Genomic DNA, 17935 nt, shown 5'->3' on the forward strand with positions numbered 1-17935 from the left:
GCCACGACCCGGACGCCGGTGATCCTGCCCGACCCCGTCCCACCCACGCTGTCCGGGTGGCTGCTTCCGCACGTCCCGACCTGCCTCGACGCCGCCCCGCCCTGACCCCACGTCGCGTCCGCCCTCCCGTCCGCCCTCCCGTCCGCCGTCCCCCGTCCGCCGTCCTCCCATCCGTTCCCGTTCCCGCACCCGAAAGGACGTCCATGGGCACCACCACCCTCCCCCGCACGGGCTTCTTCAGCCACCGCGCCCACCGTGGCGACGAACTCAACCTGTGCCACGGCCGGCCGTTGTTCCCCCCCGCCGCCGCCGGCTTCAACGCCCTCAACTACAGCAAGTCCGGCACGTTCCTGAACGGCGGGACCTCCCACGCGGTGTTCCGCGCGCACATGGGGGCCTCGTACACCTTCACGGCCGGCATGTGCGGGCCCGCCTGGGCCGGCCTCATGCTGTTCACGCCGAAGGTCGAAGGGGACGACCTGACGCTCGACGTCGAAGAGCCCCCCGCCTACCTCGGCACGAACACCGACCTGGTGAGCGCGGGCCTCACGTACGGCGTGTCGCTCACCGTCCGCATGGGCGTCCGCGTCGACATCAAGCACCCGTACGTGCATTGCCACAAGTGGGGGTGCAGCGCCGGATTCCACTGGGGGCGGGTCTTCAACTTCAACCACAACGTCACGATCGACTTCATCGCCATCCTGTACAAGATCGTGACGTACAAGCCACCCTCCGACACCCCCCCGAAGGCGAAGGCCGGAGCGAGCATCCCCGGCCTGACCGGGAGCTACAACATCGTGGGGGCGGGTCGGTTCGATCCCGACGACACGCTCGAGCCGAAGTACAACGTGAAGGTCAACCTCATCAACTACATCCCCGTCGTCAACCGCTTCAACCACGCCGCCTCGAAGTACGGAAGCAGCATCGAGCTCGGGCCGTCCTTCGCGATCGTGTTCCCGACCACCTTCCGCGTGACGCACTTCGGCTATCGCGAAGAAGGCGAAGCCCAGCACGTCTACACCGTCGACGCCAACCGCTCCACGAAGCGCCTCGAAGGGGAAAAGACGACGTCGAACCCGTTCGGCACCCTGCCGAACGGCGAGGCCGCCGTCCGCGTCGCCTGGGACATGCACGTGACGTTGGGGTTGGGCCTGTACGGAAAGGTGACGCTGCTGTGGGTCCTCGGGACCGGCTACAACGTGACGTTCCGCGCCGATAAGCTGTCGCACAACCTCCGCCTGGGGGCGGGCAGCTACCACGCGCACCTGCACTCCCACCTCGGTCGCACGAACGCGTGGGACGCCGTCGCCGGCATCACCGACCGCGACGTCGACCCCCTCGCCGACCTCGCGCCCGACGAGGCCCCCACCTTCACGTTCGGTGCGCCCGAGGAGGTGGCGACGTGAGCCCCGACCGCCGGACCTTCATCAAGTACGCCAGCGGCGTCCTGGGCGGCAGCCTCCTGGCCGCCTGCGGCGTGGAGACGAGCCCGACCGCCGACCGCGACGTCGGCGGCGACGTGCAACTCCCGAACGGCTACCGATTCCACGCCGTCAAGCGCGACGGCGACGCCCTCCCGGGCGGACACCGCATCGCGAACCTGCGCTACGACGCGGCGATCGGTGGGGGCGTCGTGGCGTACACCGCCTTCGACGAGGAGGGTCGACTCGGCCTCCATCGCCTCCACCTCGACGTGCGCGACGGCGTACCGCACGCCGGCGAGGAACGGACCCTGATCCGCGAACTCGACGCGTTCGACGGCGGGCGCGCGACGGCGGTCGGGGGGTACGACGTCGACGCGGACGGCAGCGTCGTCGTCGCCCACGAGACGCTCCGCTGGGAGGACCCGATCCCCGTCGAGGACCTCGAGGCGCACGTCGAGATGCACGAGGTGGACTTCGACGCCGCCAGCGACCTGCCGGGCCTACCCGACGACGGCTACGTCTACCGACGCGACGCGGCCATCTACCGCTTCGGCGCGCGCGGCACCCCCGAAGCGCTCGTCCGCGCCGGCACCCCGACGGACGAAGGGCACGTGATCCTCGGTGGCTTCGGTCCGGCGTTGCAACGCGGACGCGAACTCCTGTTCAGCGCCGCCCTCGAGTACGCCCATCCCGACGCCGACGTCCAGGACGTCGGGGACGGCGTCTGGTACGTCCCCGACCTGCGACGCGGCGCCGCCTCCGCGCGCCTCGTACAGCGGGCGGGCATCCTCCCGGCCGCCGCGTTCGACACCGACCGCCTCAGCGTCGACGGCGTCGTCGGCGGGTTCGGGTTGTTGGACCTGCAGCCCGGCGGACGGTTCGCGCTGCAGGCGTTCGCCGGCGATCCGAACCTCCCCGACGACGACGGGACCACGGCGGAGTTCGCCGGGAGCGTCCTGCTGGCCGGCACCGCGTCGCGGGTCGGAAGCGCGCGCGTCCTGTCCGCCCCCCGCCGGAGCGGCCTCGCGCCGTCCAGCGACCGCGACGCGATCGGCATCGCCGACCTCGCCAGCGGACCGCGCGTCGCGGCGGACGGAACGGTCGGGAGCGTCGCGCAGTTCGAGGACGGTTCCCAACGCGTGTACGTCGGCGGCCGCCTGTTCGCCGCCAGCGGCGACGTGAGCCCCGCCGGCCACGTCCTGGAGTCGTTCCTTCCGCCGGTGTTCGGTCCGCAGGGCGAAACCTACGTCGTCGCCGGAAGCGAATCCGCCATGGAGCTGCTGGCCTTCGACGGGAGGTCCGTCCGGACCCTGTTGGCGACCGACGACACGCTCGTCGGCGACCCGCGCGCCCTCAGCATGATGACGCTCGGGACGCTCATCCACCACGTCGACCGCGACGGCACGCTCGCCTTCACCGCGCTGCTCGACGACGGCAGCAGCGCCCTCGTGATCGGCGTCCCGACGTGACCGCCCCGCGGACCCTCCGCACGCTGGGCGACGTCGAAGCCGCGCTCGACGACGCCGACGATCGCGTCCGCGTGAACCTCCTGCACGCGATCCAACGGGATCCGGCGGGGGCGGACGCGCTGCGCGACGGGACGCGCGACGTCCGCGACGTCCTGCTGGAGCGCATCGATGCCTTCCCGCACGCGTCGATGCGGCTGTTGAGCCTCCTCGCGCTGGGTGGGCTCGGCCCCGACGCCCGCACCACGGATCGCATGCTGCGCTCCGCGGCGTTGAGCGTCACCACCCAGGAGGGCATGATCGCGCTCGCCTACCTCGCCGAGCACGCCCCGGAGCGTGCGCGCCCGTTCGCCGAGGCCGCCCTCTTCGCCGACAATCCGGACCTGGTTCGCCTCGCCGCCGGCATGATCGCGCACGACGCGACGCTCGCCTTCGCCGCGCGGTTGCGCATCCGCTGCGTCCTCCCCGCCCCGCTCGAGACCGCCTGGTCGGAGGACCACGTCGCGGCGCTCGCGGACGAACTGCAGGGACCGTTCCAGGCGGGGGCACGCGACCTCGTGCTGGCGTACCACCCGGAGGCCTGGCGTCCCCTGCGCGGCGCCTGGGGCCGCCTGGACGCGGACACGCGGACGTGGTGGCTGGATCACGCGAGCGACGTTCCCGACCCCGACGTTCGCCACGACGTCGTCGCGGACGGCCTGCGCGACGACGACCCCGCCGTCGTCGCCGCCGCGCTCGGGGCCTGCGCCCGCCGGGGCCGGCAGGCCCTCGGCGTCGACGGCGCGCTCGTGCGTCCCCATCTCGCGTCGACCGACCCGCGCCGCCGCGCCCTCGCCATCCGCGCGTTGGGGTCGTGGGACGAGGCGTGGACCGCCGCCACCGAGGGGGGGGCGCCCACCCCGGTGCGCGTCGCCGGCTGGCGGGAGGTCGCCCGCGATCCCGACCGGGCGGACCCCGAGGCCCTCCGCGCGGCGCTCGACGACCCCGCGTGGCAGATCCGCGCCGCCGCCAGCGAGGTCGTCGCGCGCCGCAGCGACCTCGCCGACTGGTTGCACCCCGACGCCTGGGACGCCACCGGCGACGCGGGACGCCTGGCGTTGTCGCGCGCGGCGCTCGACGCCGGCCACGACGCGTGGCTCGAGCCGGTCCTCGCCCGCGGGTTCGCCGCATGACGTCCGTGCACGTCGACACGCCGCGCGGGTTCACCGCGACCCTGCGCGACCCCGACCCGAGCGCGCGCCGCGCCGCCCTGGCCGCCCTCGCGACCCGCGACCCGGGCGCCGTCGCCCTGGCGCGCGGCGACGCCCAGACCGTCCTCGGCGTGCTCAGTGGGGCGTTCGATCCGTCCGTCTCGACGCCCTACGATCGCGCCGTCCTGGCCGCCATCGATGCGCTGGACGACGCGAGCGCCGCATCGCTCGTCGCGCTCGTGTTCGACGCGACCGACGACGCCGACGCGCGCCGCACGGCGACCGACGTCCTGGCGCGCTGGGGCGACCGGGGGGGCGTGCTCCGCGCCAGCCTCGCGCGCCGCGACCGGCCCGACCTGCGCGCGCTCGCGGCCACCGCCCTCGATCCCACCGCGTTACCCGCCCACGAACGCCTCCTGGCGGCGGCGGTCCGCATCGAGGACGGCGCCCGCCCCGACGAGGTCGCCCCCGACCCGCGCGACGTCGGCCTCCGCGAGGCCTACCTCGACCGGGTGCGTGGACCCCACCGCGACGCCGTCCAACGTGCCGCGGAGGCCCACGGCGCCGCGGGGTTCGCCGCCATCGCAGGGCACGACGTCGACGACGCCGGCACCCGCACCTGGTTGGCGTCGTGGGCCGGACGCGTCCGAAGCGTCGCCGCGCTCGCGTACCTGGAGGCGCGACTCGAGGCGGCCGCCGCCGCACCCCCGTGCGCCCACCCCGACCCCACCGGAGCCGCCCCGGACCGCGCGGAGCGGCGGGCCATGCTCGACGCCGTTCAGGCGCTCGGGCCCCTCGCCGAACCGCTGCGGCCCGCCGCACGCCGGTGGGCGGCCGCGCTGCGCGGCTGCGCACCCCACGACCCCCTGCTCGGGGACGTCGAACGCCTCGCGGCCGACGTCCCCCCACCCCGTGAGGCCCCGAGCCCCTCCGAGGGAGCGACGGCGTGACGGGCCGCGTCCCCTCCCCCCCGCCGGCCCTCACGGCGTTCCTGGAGCGCCTCCCCTTGGCCCTCCGCTCCCGCGCGGAGGTCAACCACGACCTGGACTTTCGGCACGCCTCGGTGAACCTGTTCGCCGTCGATCGCGACGACGTCGCGACGCTGGCGACGTTCGTGCCCGACGCCGACTGGCCGAACCAGGACGCCCGGATGCGCGCCCACTTCCGGGTGCAGCCCCGCCGCTGGGTGAAGGTGACGCCCGGACGCCCCGAACGGCTCGACGCGTACTACCAACTCGTCGACGGCGACCTCGCCGCCCTGCGTCTGTTCCTGGCGGCGCACGACGGGCAGGCCGGCATTCCGGTCGTCGAGGCGGGCCTCGGGCCGCTCGTGGGGCGCGACGACGTCGACTGGGGCCTGGTCGTCAAGCGCGACGGGCGCACCGTCCGACCGCGCATCGCCGTCCGCCTCCCGACGGCGCTGCTCGCCGACGTGTTGGCGCGGTGGACCGACGTCGCGTACCTGACGCCCGCCACCGCGACGGCGCTTCGACACGCCGCGACCGCCCTCGCGTGCCGGGACGCGGTGTACGTGAGCGTCGATCCGCTCGACCGCGACGCGGTCGCCCTCGACGTCCCGACCCCCGGACCGATCTCCCGCTGGCTCGGTGACGGGGCGGCGTGGCTCGACGACGCGACGCTTCACTTCGCGAAGGTCCGCTTTCCCCGCGGCCCGCACGCGCCGCCGGCCGTGACGGTGTACCGGCCGGCGGGCGAGACGATGCCGACGCCCGACGTCGCGACGCACGTCGAACGCGTGCGCAGCTACTACGACGCGACGACGGACGTGATCGAAGCGACGTACGGAGCGACCTACCAGGCGGCGCTCTACGGGCCCACCGACGTCGGCACGTACGACGCGACCGCCTCCACCTTGGGGTTGCTCGGCCGCATGGAGATCGCCGACGCACCGCTCCGCCTCCTGGATCTCGGGTGCGGCCTGGCCGGCCCGGCGATCGACGTCGCTCGCGCCTACCCCCACGTCCACGTCGTCGGCGTGAACCTCTCCCCGGTGCAGGTCGCCCGCGCCCGCGCCCGGGTGGAGGGGGCCGGCCTGGCCGACCGCATCGAGATCGTCGAAGGCGACTTCCACGACCTCGCCTTCGCGGACGACGCCTTCGACGGCGCGTACGCGTTCGAAGCGCTCGCGTACGCGTTCGACCTGCCGCGCGTCGCGAGCGAGATCGCGCGCGTCGTCCGGCCGGGGGGGTGGCTCTACCTGAAGGAGATCGTCCGGGCGTCGGGCCCCCTCGACGCCCGTCAACGCGAACACCTCGCCCGACACGACCACACGTACGCCCTGCGCACGCCGACCGGCGATGCCCTGGTCCGCGCGTGCGAACGGGCGGGTCTCGACGTCGCGCACGTCGCGTCGCTCGACGACGTGACGGACACCGACGCCTACCAACGCAAGATGTTCGCCCTCCCGCGCGACGCCGACCTGCGCCTCTTCCAAGGGTTTCGTCCCCCCCTCTCGCCCTTCGGCCGCCGACACCATCACGAGCACGCCGCCCCGCCCCTCTCCTGCCTCGAGGTCCGCGCGCACGTGCCCCCTCCGCCCTCGCCCGACGTCGTCACGACGGCGGGCGCCCCCCGCGACAGGAGCGCCTGATGCCCCCACGACGCCCCACGTCCCCCCCACCCCATCCGGTACGCGACCGCCGGCCCCGGGCCCCCGGGATCCCCGTCGCGTTCGCCCTCGCGATGGCGCTCGCCGCGCTCGTCGGGTGCGGCGGCCTGCCCCCGACCGAATCCGTGGCGGACGCCCCCCTCCGGGTGGCGGCCGGCACGACGCAACGCACGTCCCTCGACGTGGCGTCCCTCCCCGACGGCGCGGTCGTTCGGCCCGAAACGTCGTCGCCCGACCTCACGGTCGAGGTCGAGCGGGCGGACCGGACGACCCTCGACCTCATTCTCCGCGCCACCCCGGATGCGATCCCGGCGCGCGACGACGTCGTCGTCGCCGCCTTCGCCGACGCCGAGGCCACGACCCCGCTCGCGCGGTACCGCGTCGACGTCGACGTGCTCGGCCGGTACGTCCTCCAGGGGAACCTGGTGCGCGACGACCTGACGGCGGGACGGGCGCTCGCCCACCGCGGCGACCTCGCCACGAGCGACGAGTACGTGGTGCTGATCGACGCGGACGGAGACGTCCTCGCCGACGACGTCGTCGACGGCGACGGGCGGTTCCGTCTCGACGTCCTGCTCGATGCGTCGACCCTCGACGCCGCCCCGCCGGTGGCGCTGCTGCGCGCCCGGGCGGCGCACGCTGCCGAAACGGTGGCGTCCGACGCGCCGTACGTGTGCCTCGAACCGATCGGGGTCGCCGACGCGGAGGTCGATGCCGACGGGCTCCTCCGCACCCGTGCGACGCGGCCGCTCCTCGTCGATTACCGGCCCGGCCGGTCGGACGGCGGCGTCGACCGGCGGACCGCCACCCCGGCGGACGACGCGTTCGACGATCGGCAGTGGCCGCGCGTCGTGGACCTCGGCGACCTCCGCAAGAGCGACCACGACGGGGGCATGACGGTGCACGACGCGGAAGCCGGCGCCCTCACCGCCGTCCCCGCGAACGACGGTCCGTTCGTGGATGCCGAGGGACGGTTCCGTCCTTCGCTGCTCGCCTGCGGCGCCCCCGACCGCACGTCCACGTCCCTCGACGTCGACCTCACCTTCGACCTTGCGGAACGCATCCTGGACGCCCCCGCCGGGGGGCCGCCGGCCTGGGTGGAGCAACGGCTCGCCACGCTCGGCGACGCGCCGTTCGCGTCCGCGCTCCTCCTCGACCTCGAGGGGGGCGTGGACGGCGCGGCGCACGCCGCGGGCGACCTCGCCGTGACGCGCGTGTCGTCCACGGAACCGGACGTCACGCGCTACGCCGCCTCGACCCGCTTGCGCAAACCGCTGGCGGTCGCCGACCCCTCGACCGTGCCCGACCTGTTGGAGGTCGATCCCGTGATCACCGATAGTTGCTACGCCCACCCCGCCACCTGCGACTTCGCCGCCGGCGTCACGCCGGTGGTGGACCTCGGGCGGGTCACGGCCGAGTCCACCGCGAACGGACGTACGGTGGGCAGCGTCGACGTCGCCCTCGACGTCGCCCTCGACGTCGTCACCGTCGTCGGTCGCGCCGACGTCAACGGCGTGGCCGCCCGCGAGGTCCACGCCAGCTGCGCCGACGGGCCCTACGCCCACGCGCAGCCCGATACGGACGGGACCTACGTGATGCGCCTCCTGGCACCGAGCACGACGCCGTCGCTGCGGTGCACCTTCTCGCTCGGGGACGCCGTGACGCTCGACGATCCGGTGCGCACCCTCCCCGCCGACGCCGGCGTCGTGGTGCTGGACGACCTGTGGGGGTGGGCCCGATGAGCGTCCCGACGCTCCCCCGCGCCGCGCGTCCCCTCCGGCTCGCCGGCATGGGCTTCCTCGCCGCCGTCGCCCTCGCGGCCTGCACCGCACCGAACGACGGGGCCGCCGCGCAGCTCGACGTCCGCATTGCGGGCCTCCCCGACGGCGTCGATCCCGTCGTCGAGGTCGTCGCACCCGACGGGTCCGTCACGACGCTCGATGCGGCGCAGTCCCGACTGGACCTCCCCGCGGGCACCGCCACCGTCGTGGCGCGCGAGGTAGAGGCCGAGGACGGCGCCCGGTTCCTGCCCGACCCTGCGCAGCGGGACGTCGCCCTGACGTACGGCGCGTCGGAGACGCTGGACGTCGCCTACACCGCTGCGTGCGCGGAGGGGGACCTCGCCGCCTGCGGGGCGTTGTCCGGCTATCCGCAGGGAACGCTGCGGACCGAAGGCCCGTGGTTGCTGTCGGGCGGCGTCGACCGGCTCGGCGCCGACGGCGCTGGTCTGGAGCGCGCGTCCGTCGCGACGACGTCGGTGACCGACCGGGCGTTCACGCTCGCGCTTCCCCGGCAGCTGGACGCCCCCGACCTGTTGCGGATCGGGACGGTCGTCGAGGGCTTCACGCTCGGGCAGGCCGCCTGCGACGCGAGCGGCGTCGAGATCAGCGACCCCCGCGTCCGCGCGAACGACCTCGTGCTCGAGGCGTCCACGACCGACGACGACAACGAAACGACGCGCCTGGGCGAGGTCTACCTCTACGAGGAGGCCCTCGACCGCTTGGTCGTGTGGCTCTACGCAGACGGGGCCGTGGACGTGACGGGCCGCGAGTCCTGCGCAGGGTCGGCGAGCGGCGACGGGCGTGAGCTGACGTTCGACCTGTCGCTCGAGTCCGGCTGGAACCTGGTGGCGTTCGCGTTCGAGGAGGCACCGGAGGGTGCGACCCGCACGCACGTCACCCGCATCGACGGGCCCGTCGGTCGCGCCTTCGCGCTCATGCGCGGCGACGACGACGACGAGTTCCTCGGCGACGTGCCGCACGTCGCGGCCGGCGCCGTGCGCGCCGACGCGATGCACGGGCACTTGGCGCTTCCGCGCACGCCGGACGGTGACGTCGAAGCGCCCTGGTCGCGACCGCTTCGCCTCCAGCCGTCGCTGGCCGGCGACGTGAACGCCGGGACGCTCCCGGAGGGGGTCGGCGACCTCGTCTCGGTCACGGACGACGACGCCTACGGGTTCGCGTTCGCCCTCCCCGACGACCCCGCCCCGACCGACGGACAGCTGCGCACCTTCGCGACGAACGGAACGACGAGCTCGCCCCTCGATCCCGACCACACGCCCCAGGCGGTGTGCGACCGGGAGATCGCGACGTCGATCCCCTCCCCCACCTACCTTCCCGCCATGCTGGACGTCTACGCCGACACCGATCAGGGGGACCCCCTCTACCGCGGGAACGCGCACCTGACGCACGGGCCGGTGTCGGTCGCCTGGTGGTACGTCCCCCGCGCCTTCACCGTCGCGACCGACGCGCCGCAGAACTGTCGCTACACGACCGGTGCGTTGACCTCGACGACGTACGACCTGGATCTGCGCGCGGGGTGGAACCCGGTCTTCCACGTCGCGAAGCCGCGCGCCACCAGCGGTCCCGCCGACGACGCCGCCGTCGCCGACGTGCTCTGGACGACCGACGCGGGCCACGCCGACGTGTCCGGCGCCGACCTCTACTGGCGGGTGGAGGCGAACGAGCGGGCGCTCGACGCGATCGAGCGCGAAGGCGCACGCGACGGTGGCTCGACGCCGACCACCGCCCGCCCGCGCTTCTTCGCGTGCGGCCCCGATGCCGACTGCCCCCTGAACGTCCTGCACGACCACGAGGTGCAGCTCGCCGTCCGCGTGGAGGGCTCCGAGGCGGACCTCCCGGAGCCGCTCGTCGCGCCCCTCACGCGGCGGGGCTACGACGTCGAGCTGCCCTCCCGCATCGAGGCGACGTCGGTGACGTCGCGCAGCGACGCGCTGCTGCCCCCCGCCCGGCACTACACCGAGGGGGTCCGGGGCGGCGCCTTCGAGGCGTGCGACGGTCGAGCCGGAGCCGACGGCGGCGTCGCCTTCTTCACGACGCTGGCCCTGGTCGCGGACGACGCCGACGGCGACGTGCCGGTGCGAATCGGCCAGGCGGACCTGCATCGCGAGGACGACGATGCCGCCCACCGGCATGCCGTCACGTGGGCGTACGTCGGTGCGTCCCGCACGGTCGCGTGGCGCAACGACGCCTGCTTCCTCCGCTCCGGTACCCCGGACGCGTTCGACCGCGACCGGGCGCGCCCGGTGCGGTTCGACGTCGACCTACGCCTGAGGCGGGGCTGGAACGTCGTCGTGCGCTCGACGCGCACGGACGACGGCCCGTACGGCGCGCAGGAGCACGTGTGGCGCGTCGCCGACGCCGACGGCGCCGTCGACCTGGCGGGCGAGCGGTGGAACGTCTTCGACGACTTCCGTTGGTACGCCAACCTCACCGACCGCGTGCCGGACGACCCCGACGTCGCGGCGCGGAGCGCGTCGCGCTTCACCGTGGCGGGGACCCCCCCGCTCTGGGCCGACGTCCTCGACCTGCGCCGCCCCTGAGGCTCGGTGGGGTCCGCGCTGCGGCGCGGACCCCACCCTACGGCGCCGGGTCGGCTTGACACGCCCGGGTCGGCCCGCGAGACTACGAGATGGACGCACGACGGGGCGTGGCGCAGCCTGGTAGCGCACCTGCTTTGGGAGCAGGGGGTCGCACGTTCGAATCGTGCCGCCCCGACCAGCGTCCGGCGTGGGTTCGCGTGCTAGCGTGACCCACGCGCCACGAGGGGGAGGGACGCGCGGGAGTAGCTCAGTTGGTAGAGCGTCAGCCTTCCAAGCTGAATGTCGCGAGTTCGAATCTCGTCTCCCGCTCCACCCCCCTCCCCCGCCGCGCCGGGCGGCCCTTCACCGTCCGGGCCGCCCTTCGCGCGCCCGTAGCTCAGGGGATAGAGCAGCCGCCTTCTAAGCGGTCGGTCGAGGGTTCGAATCCTTCCGGGCGCACCAGCGGCCCCCGTCCCGTACAATCCCAAGCATCGCCGTCCACGCCCTATCCCGACGTCGTCGGTGCGGGGCGCTCGTTCTCCGGGAGGTCGTCATGCCGCACCCTCGTCCCCGTTCCCTCCACGTCGTCGCGTCCTTCGTCCTCGCCGTCGCCGCGTTCGCCGTCGCGCAGGGCGACGACCCGCAGGCGCTCGTCGACGCCGGCCGCTTCACCGAGGCCGTCGCGGCGTACGACGCCGCCCTCGCGGCGGCCCCGGACGACGCGTCCCTGCTCGCGCTGCGCGCCCGCGCGCGGGTGTATCGCGCCGACCACGAGGCGGGCCTGAGCGACGCGGAGCGCGAAGCGGCGTACGAGGCGGCGGTCGCCGACGCCGAACGCGCCGCTTCGTTGGCGCCGGACGACGCCGACGCCGCCTTCGAGCTCGCCCGCGCCCTGGGCCGCACCGCGCAGTTCCGCGGGGTGGTGCAGTCGCTGAACCTGGCGGGGCGCATGCGCGAAGCGCTGGACCGCACGCTCGAGCTCGACCCGAACCACGCCTCGGCGTGGCACGCGAGCGCCCTGTGGCACGCCGAGGTGCCGTGGGTCGCGGGCGGCCGCACGCGGGAGGTGGTGCCGTCGTTCGAACGCGCGGTGGAGCTGGAGCCGGACGTGCTCGGGCACCGCGTCGCGTTCGCGCGCGTCTTGCTCGCCGAGGAGGCGTACGACCGCGCCGCGGCGCAGCTCGAGGCGGCGGCGGCGTTGCCGGCGGAGAGCTTCCTCGCGCGGCGCGACGCCGAAGCGGTGGAGGCGTTGCGGGCCGAGCTGCCCTGAATGGCGACCCTGGAGCTGGTCCGCCTCAACCTGTTGTCGCCGATGGTGCTGGCGTTCGCGCTGGGGATCGTGGCGACGCGCGTCCGCAGCGACCTGCGGCTGCCGGACGCGGCGTACGCGACGTTGTCGATCTACCTGCTGCTCGCGATCGGCCTGAAGGGGGGCGTCGCGCTGCGCGCGACGCCGCTCGGGGAGTTGCTGCTGCCGGTCGCCGCGACGTTGGCGGCCGGCGTCGCGATCCCGCTGGTCGGCTACGCGTTGGCGCGGCGGGTGGGGCGCTGGGGCGTCGCGGACGCCGCCGCCCTCGCGGCGCACTACGGTTCCGTGTCGGTCGTGACGTTCGTCGCGGCGCAGGCGTTCCTGGACCGTGCCGGCGTCGGCTACGAGGGGTTCCTCCCGACGTTGCTGGCGATCCTCGAGGTCCCCGCGATCCTGGTGGCGCTCGTCATCGCGCGGCGGGCGCAGGCGCAGGGGGCGGAGGGCACGCCGTGGGGGGCGACGCTGCGCGAGGTCTTCACCGGCCGCAGCATCCTGCTGATCCTGGGGGGCCTCGCGATCGGGGCGGCGTCGGGCGACGCGGGCCTGGCGCGCGTCGACGCGTTCTTCGTCGCGCCGTTCGAGGGGGCGCTGACGTTGTTCCTGCTGGAGATGGGGCTGGTCACCGCTCGCCGCTTCGACGACGTCGCGCGGGCGGGCCCGTTCCTCGTGGCGTACGGGCTGGGGGCGCCGCTGGTGCACGGCACCCTGGGGGTGGCGTTGGGGTTGGCGGTCGGCCTGTCGGTCGGCGGTGCGACGTTGTTCGCGACGCTGCTGGCGAGCGCGTCGTACATCGCGGCGACCGCGGCGGTGCGGTTGGCGTTGCCGGAGGCGAACCCGGGGCGCTACCTGACGGCGTCGTTGGCGGTGACGTTCCCCTTCAACCTGGTGGCCGGCATCCCGACGTACGCGCGCCTGGCGGCGGCGTGGGGCGGGGGGGCGTCGTGAGCGGCGCGGAGGCGCGGGCGCAACGGCGTCTCGTGACGATCATCGCCGAGGCGGTCCTGCAGGAGCGGGTGCTGGCCGACCTGCGCGGGTGGGGCGTCGAGGGCCTCACGGTGTCGCGGGCGGAGGGCGACCCGTTCGGATCGCGGGTCGGGGACGTCGAGGGCGGCTTCGTGCGGATCGAGTGCATCGTCGCGGCCGCCACCGCCGACGCGGTCCTGGACGGTCTCGAGGAGGCGTACTTGGCGCGCTACAAGGTGGTGGCGTACGACCATCCGGTGCGGGTGGTGCGGGCCGACAAGTACCGCTGAGCCGCCGTCACGCCCCGCCAGAACCGCATCACGGTCGTGTCACGAGTGTGGTATCACACGTCATGCGACGTTACGTACGGAACGCTGGGTTCGGCGGCCGAGGCCGCGCACGCCCCGCCGTCCTCGCCCTCGCCCTCGTAATGCTCGCCGCGAGCTGCGGAGGGGACGAGGCCCCCATCGTCCCGACGACCGCGTTCGAGCTCACCGCGACGCCCACGCGCGTCGAGGTCGTTCCGGGCGCCGCGTCGCCCCTGGCGATCCTGCTGCGCGGCGCCCCGGCGGACGAGAGCACGGCCACGCTGACCCTGGTCGACGCGGCGGGCGCGCCCGCCTCCGGCCTGACGCCGTCCCCCACGTCGGTCCCCCTCGAGGGGGCGCGCGCCACGCTCGTCGCCGTCGACCTGCGCGCGCGCGAGGGCGCCCCCCCGGGCGACGTCGCGCTCACCCTCCGCGCCACCGTCGCCGGCGAGACCGCGGACGCCGCCCTGCAGGTCCGGGTCGCGCCGCCCGACGCCCCGACCCTCGCGGTGACGCCGGCCTCCACCACGCTCGCGTCGACCGCTGGGGGCACCCTCACCTCCTCGCGCCTCGTCGAGAGCGGCGGGGGCTTCGCCGGTGACGTCGCCTGGACGCTGGAGACGCCGGACGGCGCGGCCTGGCCCCACGCGACGGTCTCCCCCAGCACCACGACGATCGCGCCCGGCGCTTCGCAGCTCGAGGCGTGGACGCTGGACGTTGCCCCCGACGCCCCGGTCGGGCCCGCGACGGTCGTCCTGACGGGCCGGGCGGGGGACGTCGTCGTCCGCACCCCCCTCGACGTGACGGTCGAGGCGGCCCCGGTCCCCGGGTTCGCCCTGACGCTCGATCCGACGTCGGTCACCGCCGCCCCGTCCGGCGTCGCCCGCGGCTCTCTGCAGGTCCGCCCCCGGAACGGCTTCACCGGGACGGTCGCCCTTTCCGTCGTCTCCGCCAGCGGTGTGGCGCTGCCCGGCGTCACCGTGTCCCCGGCGTCGGTCCCGGTGCCCGACGGCGAGAGCGTGCTCACGGCGTTCGCGTTCGTTGCGAGCGGGATGGCGCAGGAGGGCACGTACGTCGTCCGCGTCCGCGGCCAGGGGGGCGACGCGACCGCCCAGACCCTCGCGACGCTGTCGGTCGGCGCCCCGACGTTCGCCGTCGACGTCGCGCCCGCCCTCCTGAAGACCCGCCCCGGCGAGCCGGTCGGGACGTCGCTCGTCCTGACCCCCGCGAACGGCTTCACCGGCACGGTCGGACTGAGCCTGACCGACGCGTCCGGCACGCCCTGGACCGGCGGGACCGTGAGCCCGACCGCGGTGACGCTCGACCGCACCAGCCCACGGACGGTCCCGATCACGATCTCGGCAGCGGACGACGCCTCGCCGACCGACGCGACGTACGACCTGCGCCTCCGGGCCGCGGCCGACGGGCAGGTCCGCCTCCATCCCGTCCGGCTCTTCGTCCAGAGCGCCCCCGCCGTCGGCTTCCACGACCCCGTGACGTACGTGACCGGGCAGAACCCCGTGGACGTCGACGTCGCCGACATGAACGGGGACGGCCACCCCGACCTCGTCGTCACGGTGAAATCGGCGACGATCGCCTTCGGCGAGCCCGGGTTCAACGACCCCGACGGCGCGTACGTCCTCCTCGGGGACGGGTCGGGGACCTTCACCTCCTCGAGCGACGCACCCTGGACGGCCGGCCTCGACGCCGACGCCTCGTGGATCGGGGACGTCGACGGCGACGGCGTCCTCGACGTCGTCACGTCGAACGTCCGCAGTCACGACGTCACGTTCTCGACCGGCGCCGGCGACGGCACGCGCGCGAACGTGCTGAGCGTCTCCCCGACCGACCCGGGCACGGCCCTCCCCCGCCCCCACGCCGTCGCCGGCGGGGACCTCGACCGCAACGGCTGGCCCGACGTCGCCGTGGTCCTCCGCGACGACGGCAACGTCGCCTGGTTCTCGAACACCGACGCCGGCCTGCAGGGCGACGCCTTCCTCGCGGGGGCCGGCGGTCTCGTCAACGACCTGGCGGTCGCCGACGTCGACCGGGACGGCCACCTCGAGATCGTCGCGCTGGCAACGAAGGTCGGCGCGAACGATCGCGGCGTCGTCAGCGTCTGGTCGGGCCTCCCCGACGCGCCGTCCCGCACCGATCACGTCGTCGAGACGGACGCCGGTCCCCTCGGTCTGGGCGCGTTCGCGCTGGGCGACGTCGACCTGGACGGCGACCTCGACGTCGTGATCGCCAACTGCGGCGACGCGACGCACGACGTCCGCATCGTGCGGAACACGCCGGGCGGCGGTTTCACGCGCGACGCCGTCGTCGAGGTTGACGGGACCTGCCCCGGCGACGTGGCGTTGGCGGACGTCAACCGCGACGGCGTCCTCGACGTCGTCACCGCGAACGCCGATTCCGACGACGTTTCCGTCCTCGTCGGGGACGGTGCGGGCGGCTTCCAGCCGGCGGCGGCGTTCTCGCCGTTCGGGGTCGGCGGCTCGGGCCCGTCGGGCGTCGCGGTCGCCGACCTGAACCACGACGGTCGGCCCGACGTGGTGACGTCGAACTTCTGGAGCGACGGGTTCGGAGACGTCTCGGTCCTCCTCGCCCGCTAGCGGTGGCGGGCGGGCGCGCACGCGGCCGCGTGGGTCTGCTACAATCCCGGGTGCCTGCGCGGTGGGTGTAGCTCAGGGGTTAGAGCACCGGATTGTGGTTCCGGGGGCCGTGGGTTCAAATCCCATCACCCACCCCACACGTCGCGAGCGGGCCGCTCGGTCCCCGAGCGGCGCCGTTCCCCCTCCAGGGGTGCGCGGCGCGCGCGAGGATGGCGGAATTGGTAGACGCGCTAGATTTAGGATCTAGTGGCTTAGTCCGTGCGGGTTCGAGCCCCGCTCCTCGCACCACGAGCATCGGCAAGCCCCGGCTTGCCGATGTGTTTTGACCCCCCGCCGCCCCGCGGCCGCGAAAGGGACACCACCATGGAATCGACCCTCAAGGACGCCGGCACGGTCCGCGCCACCCTCGAAATCACCGTCGACGCCGACGCCGTCGATGCGGCGTTCGACGCCGTCGTCGACGCCTACGCCCGCCAGGTGCGGGTCCCCGGCTTCCGGCCCGGCAAGGCGCCGCGCGGCGTGATCGAATCGCGCGTCGGTGCCGACGCCGTCGCCGAGGAGGTCCGCGACCGCATCGTCGAGGAGAGCTACCCGAACGCCATTCGCGAGCACGAGCTCGACGCGGTACACGCGCACGCGCACGGCGACGCCCCGACGCGCGGGGAGGCGTTCACGTACGAACTGCACGTCGACCTCTACCCCGAGGTCGTCCTCCCCGACCTGGCGACCCTCACCCTCGACGCCGAAGGCGACGCGGTCGGGGACGCGCAGGTCCAGGAGACCGTCGAGAACCTGCAACGCGAGCACGCCACCCAAGTCCCGGTCGAGCGGCCCGCGGAAGCGACCGACGTCCTCACGATCGAGACGGTCGGCGACGACGGCGAACCGCGCGACGGCAGCGCCATGCCGATCGATCTCGAGACCGTCAACGAGCCCCTGGCGCAGCAACTGATCGGTGCGAGCATCGACGACGTCGTCGAGCTCGAGCTGGAGGCGCCCCACGTGCACGAGGGCGAGGAGGAGGCGCGCGCCGCGACGACGACGGTCCGCGTCGCCGACGTCAAAGCCAAGGAACGGCCCGAGCCCGACGACACCTTCGCCTCCACGCTCGGGTTCGAGTCGTGGGACGGCGTCCTGGACGCGATCCGCTCGAGCCTCGAAGCGCAGGCGAAGGAACGCCTCGACGAGGCGCGCCGGGAGGAACTCGTCGAGAAGCTCATGGCGGGCACGGAGGTCGAGCTGCCGGAGTACCTCGTGAACCGCCGCAAGGGCAGCCTCCTCGACGGCCTCGCGCGCGACCTGCGGCAGCAGGGCATGGAGATGGACGCGTACCTCGCGAAGCTCGAGGCGGACGGCAAACGCGAGGAATTCGAACGCGAACTGCAGGAGAGCGCGGAGCGCGCCGTGAAGCGCGACCTGGTCCTCGAGCGGCTGTTGGAGCTCCGGCCCGCCGACGTCGACGACGCGGAGTTCGCCGACGCCGTGAAGCACCTGGCGGCGCGCGAAGGCAAGAGCGAAGCGCAGGTCCGCGAGGCGTACGGCGCGGAGGGCCTGGAGAACTACCGGTTCCTGTTGCGGCGCGACAAGGCGCTGCGCGCCACCGTCGCGGAGCTCGCCGGCGAAGCGACGCCGGACGCGGGCGACGGGGAGGGCGGCGACGGCGCCGACGCCGGCTGAGCGCATCGGGCGCGGCGGAGGGCGCCGGCGGGC

At 74.5% G+C, this 17935-nt stretch carries 12 protein-coding genes and 5 tRNA genes; all 17 read left to right on the plus strand.

Features of this window, described 5'->3' with window-relative positions; genetic code table 11:
• The first annotated feature begins 203 nt into the window (after positions 1 to 203).
• The 17 genes from RI554_02235 (at position 204) to tig (ending at position 17902) form a co-directional block, all read left to right on the plus strand.
• Positions 204 to 1406 carry a hypothetical protein gene (locus RI554_02235; GenBank protein MDR9390832.1) on the plus strand — a complete coding sequence of 401 codons (1203 nt, stop codon included), beginning with the start codon at positions 204 to 206 and terminating at the stop codon, positions 1404 to 1406.
• A complete protein-coding gene (locus RI554_02240) occupies positions 1403 to 2893 on the plus strand; it encodes a hypothetical protein (protein MDR9390833.1) in 1491 nt (496 codons plus the stop codon). Before RI554_02235 ends, RI554_02240 begins: the two co-directional genes overlap by 4 nt.
• A complete protein-coding gene (locus tag RI554_02245; protein MDR9390834.1) occupies positions 2890 to 4062 on the plus strand; it encodes a hypothetical protein in 1173 nt (390 codons plus the stop codon). Before RI554_02240 ends, RI554_02245 begins: the two co-directional genes overlap by 4 nt.
• On the plus strand, positions 4059 to 5030 hold the full coding sequence (locus tag RI554_02250; protein MDR9390835.1) for a hypothetical protein: 972 nt from the start codon (positions 4059 to 4061) through the stop codon (positions 5028 to 5030). The genes RI554_02245 and RI554_02250 overlap by 4 nt, the downstream gene beginning before the upstream one ends.
• Positions 5027 to 6691: a class I SAM-dependent methyltransferase gene (locus tag RI554_02255; GenBank protein MDR9390836.1), complete on the plus strand. Its 1665-nt coding sequence runs from the start codon at positions 5027 to 5029 to the stop codon at positions 6689 to 6691. The genes RI554_02250 and RI554_02255 overlap by 4 nt, the downstream gene beginning before the upstream one ends.
• Positions 6691 to 8451: a hypothetical protein gene (locus RI554_02260; protein ID MDR9390837.1), complete on the plus strand. Its 1761-nt coding sequence runs from the start codon at positions 6691 to 6693 to the stop codon at positions 8449 to 8451. Before RI554_02255 ends, RI554_02260 begins: the two co-directional genes overlap by 1 nt.
• Positions 8448 to 11051: a hypothetical protein gene (locus RI554_02265; GenBank protein ID MDR9390838.1), complete on the plus strand. Its 2604-nt coding sequence runs from the start codon at positions 8448 to 8450 to the stop codon at positions 11049 to 11051. Before RI554_02260 ends, RI554_02265 begins: the two co-directional genes overlap by 4 nt.
• A 101-nt stretch (positions 11052 to 11152) precedes the next feature.
• Positions 11153 to 11229: transfer RNA gene (locus tag RI554_02270), tRNA-Pro, on the plus strand.
• 58 nt (positions 11230 to 11287) lie between these two features.
• Positions 11288 to 11363 (plus strand) — tRNA-Gly (locus tag RI554_02275).
• 53 nt (positions 11364 to 11416) lie between these two features.
• A tRNA-Arg gene (locus tag RI554_02280) sits at positions 11417 to 11492 on the plus strand.
• A gap of 91 nt (positions 11493 to 11583) precedes the next feature.
• Positions 11584 to 12300, plus strand: a complete 717-nt coding sequence (locus tag RI554_02285; GenBank protein MDR9390839.1) for a hypothetical protein — start codon at positions 11584 to 11586, stop codon at positions 12298 to 12300.
• Positions 12301 to 13284, plus strand: coding sequence for a sodium-dependent bicarbonate transport family permease (locus RI554_02290; GenBank protein MDR9390840.1), 984 nt, complete (start codon positions 12301 to 12303; stop codon positions 13282 to 13284).
• A complete protein-coding gene (locus tag RI554_02295; protein ID MDR9390841.1) occupies positions 13281 to 13592 on the plus strand; it encodes a hypothetical protein in 312 nt (103 codons plus the stop codon). Before RI554_02290 ends, RI554_02295 begins: the two co-directional genes overlap by 4 nt.
• A gap of 140 nt (positions 13593 to 13732) precedes the next feature.
• Complete coding sequence (locus RI554_02300; GenBank protein MDR9390842.1) at positions 13733 to 16225, plus strand: FG-GAP-like repeat-containing protein; 2493 nt, start codon at positions 13733 to 13735, stop codon at positions 16223 to 16225.
• Between the two features lie 61 nt (positions 16226 to 16286).
• Positions 16287 to 16362, plus strand: a tRNA-His gene (locus tag RI554_02305).
• A 66-nt stretch (positions 16363 to 16428) separates the two neighbouring features.
• Positions 16429 to 16513, plus strand: a tRNA-Leu gene (locus RI554_02310).
• Positions 16514 to 16588: 75 nt separating this feature from the next.
• Positions 16589 to 17902 (plus strand): trigger factor, encoded by a 1314-nt coding sequence (tig, locus tag RI554_02315; GenBank protein MDR9390843.1) that lies wholly within the window; start codon positions 16589 to 16591, stop codon positions 17900 to 17902.
• Positions 17903 to 17935 lie beyond the last annotated feature (33 nt).

The organism is Trueperaceae bacterium (genome assembly GCA_031581195.1).
In the GTDB taxonomy this organism is placed as follows: domain Bacteria; phylum Deinococcota; class Deinococci; order Deinococcales; family Trueperaceae; genus SLSQ01.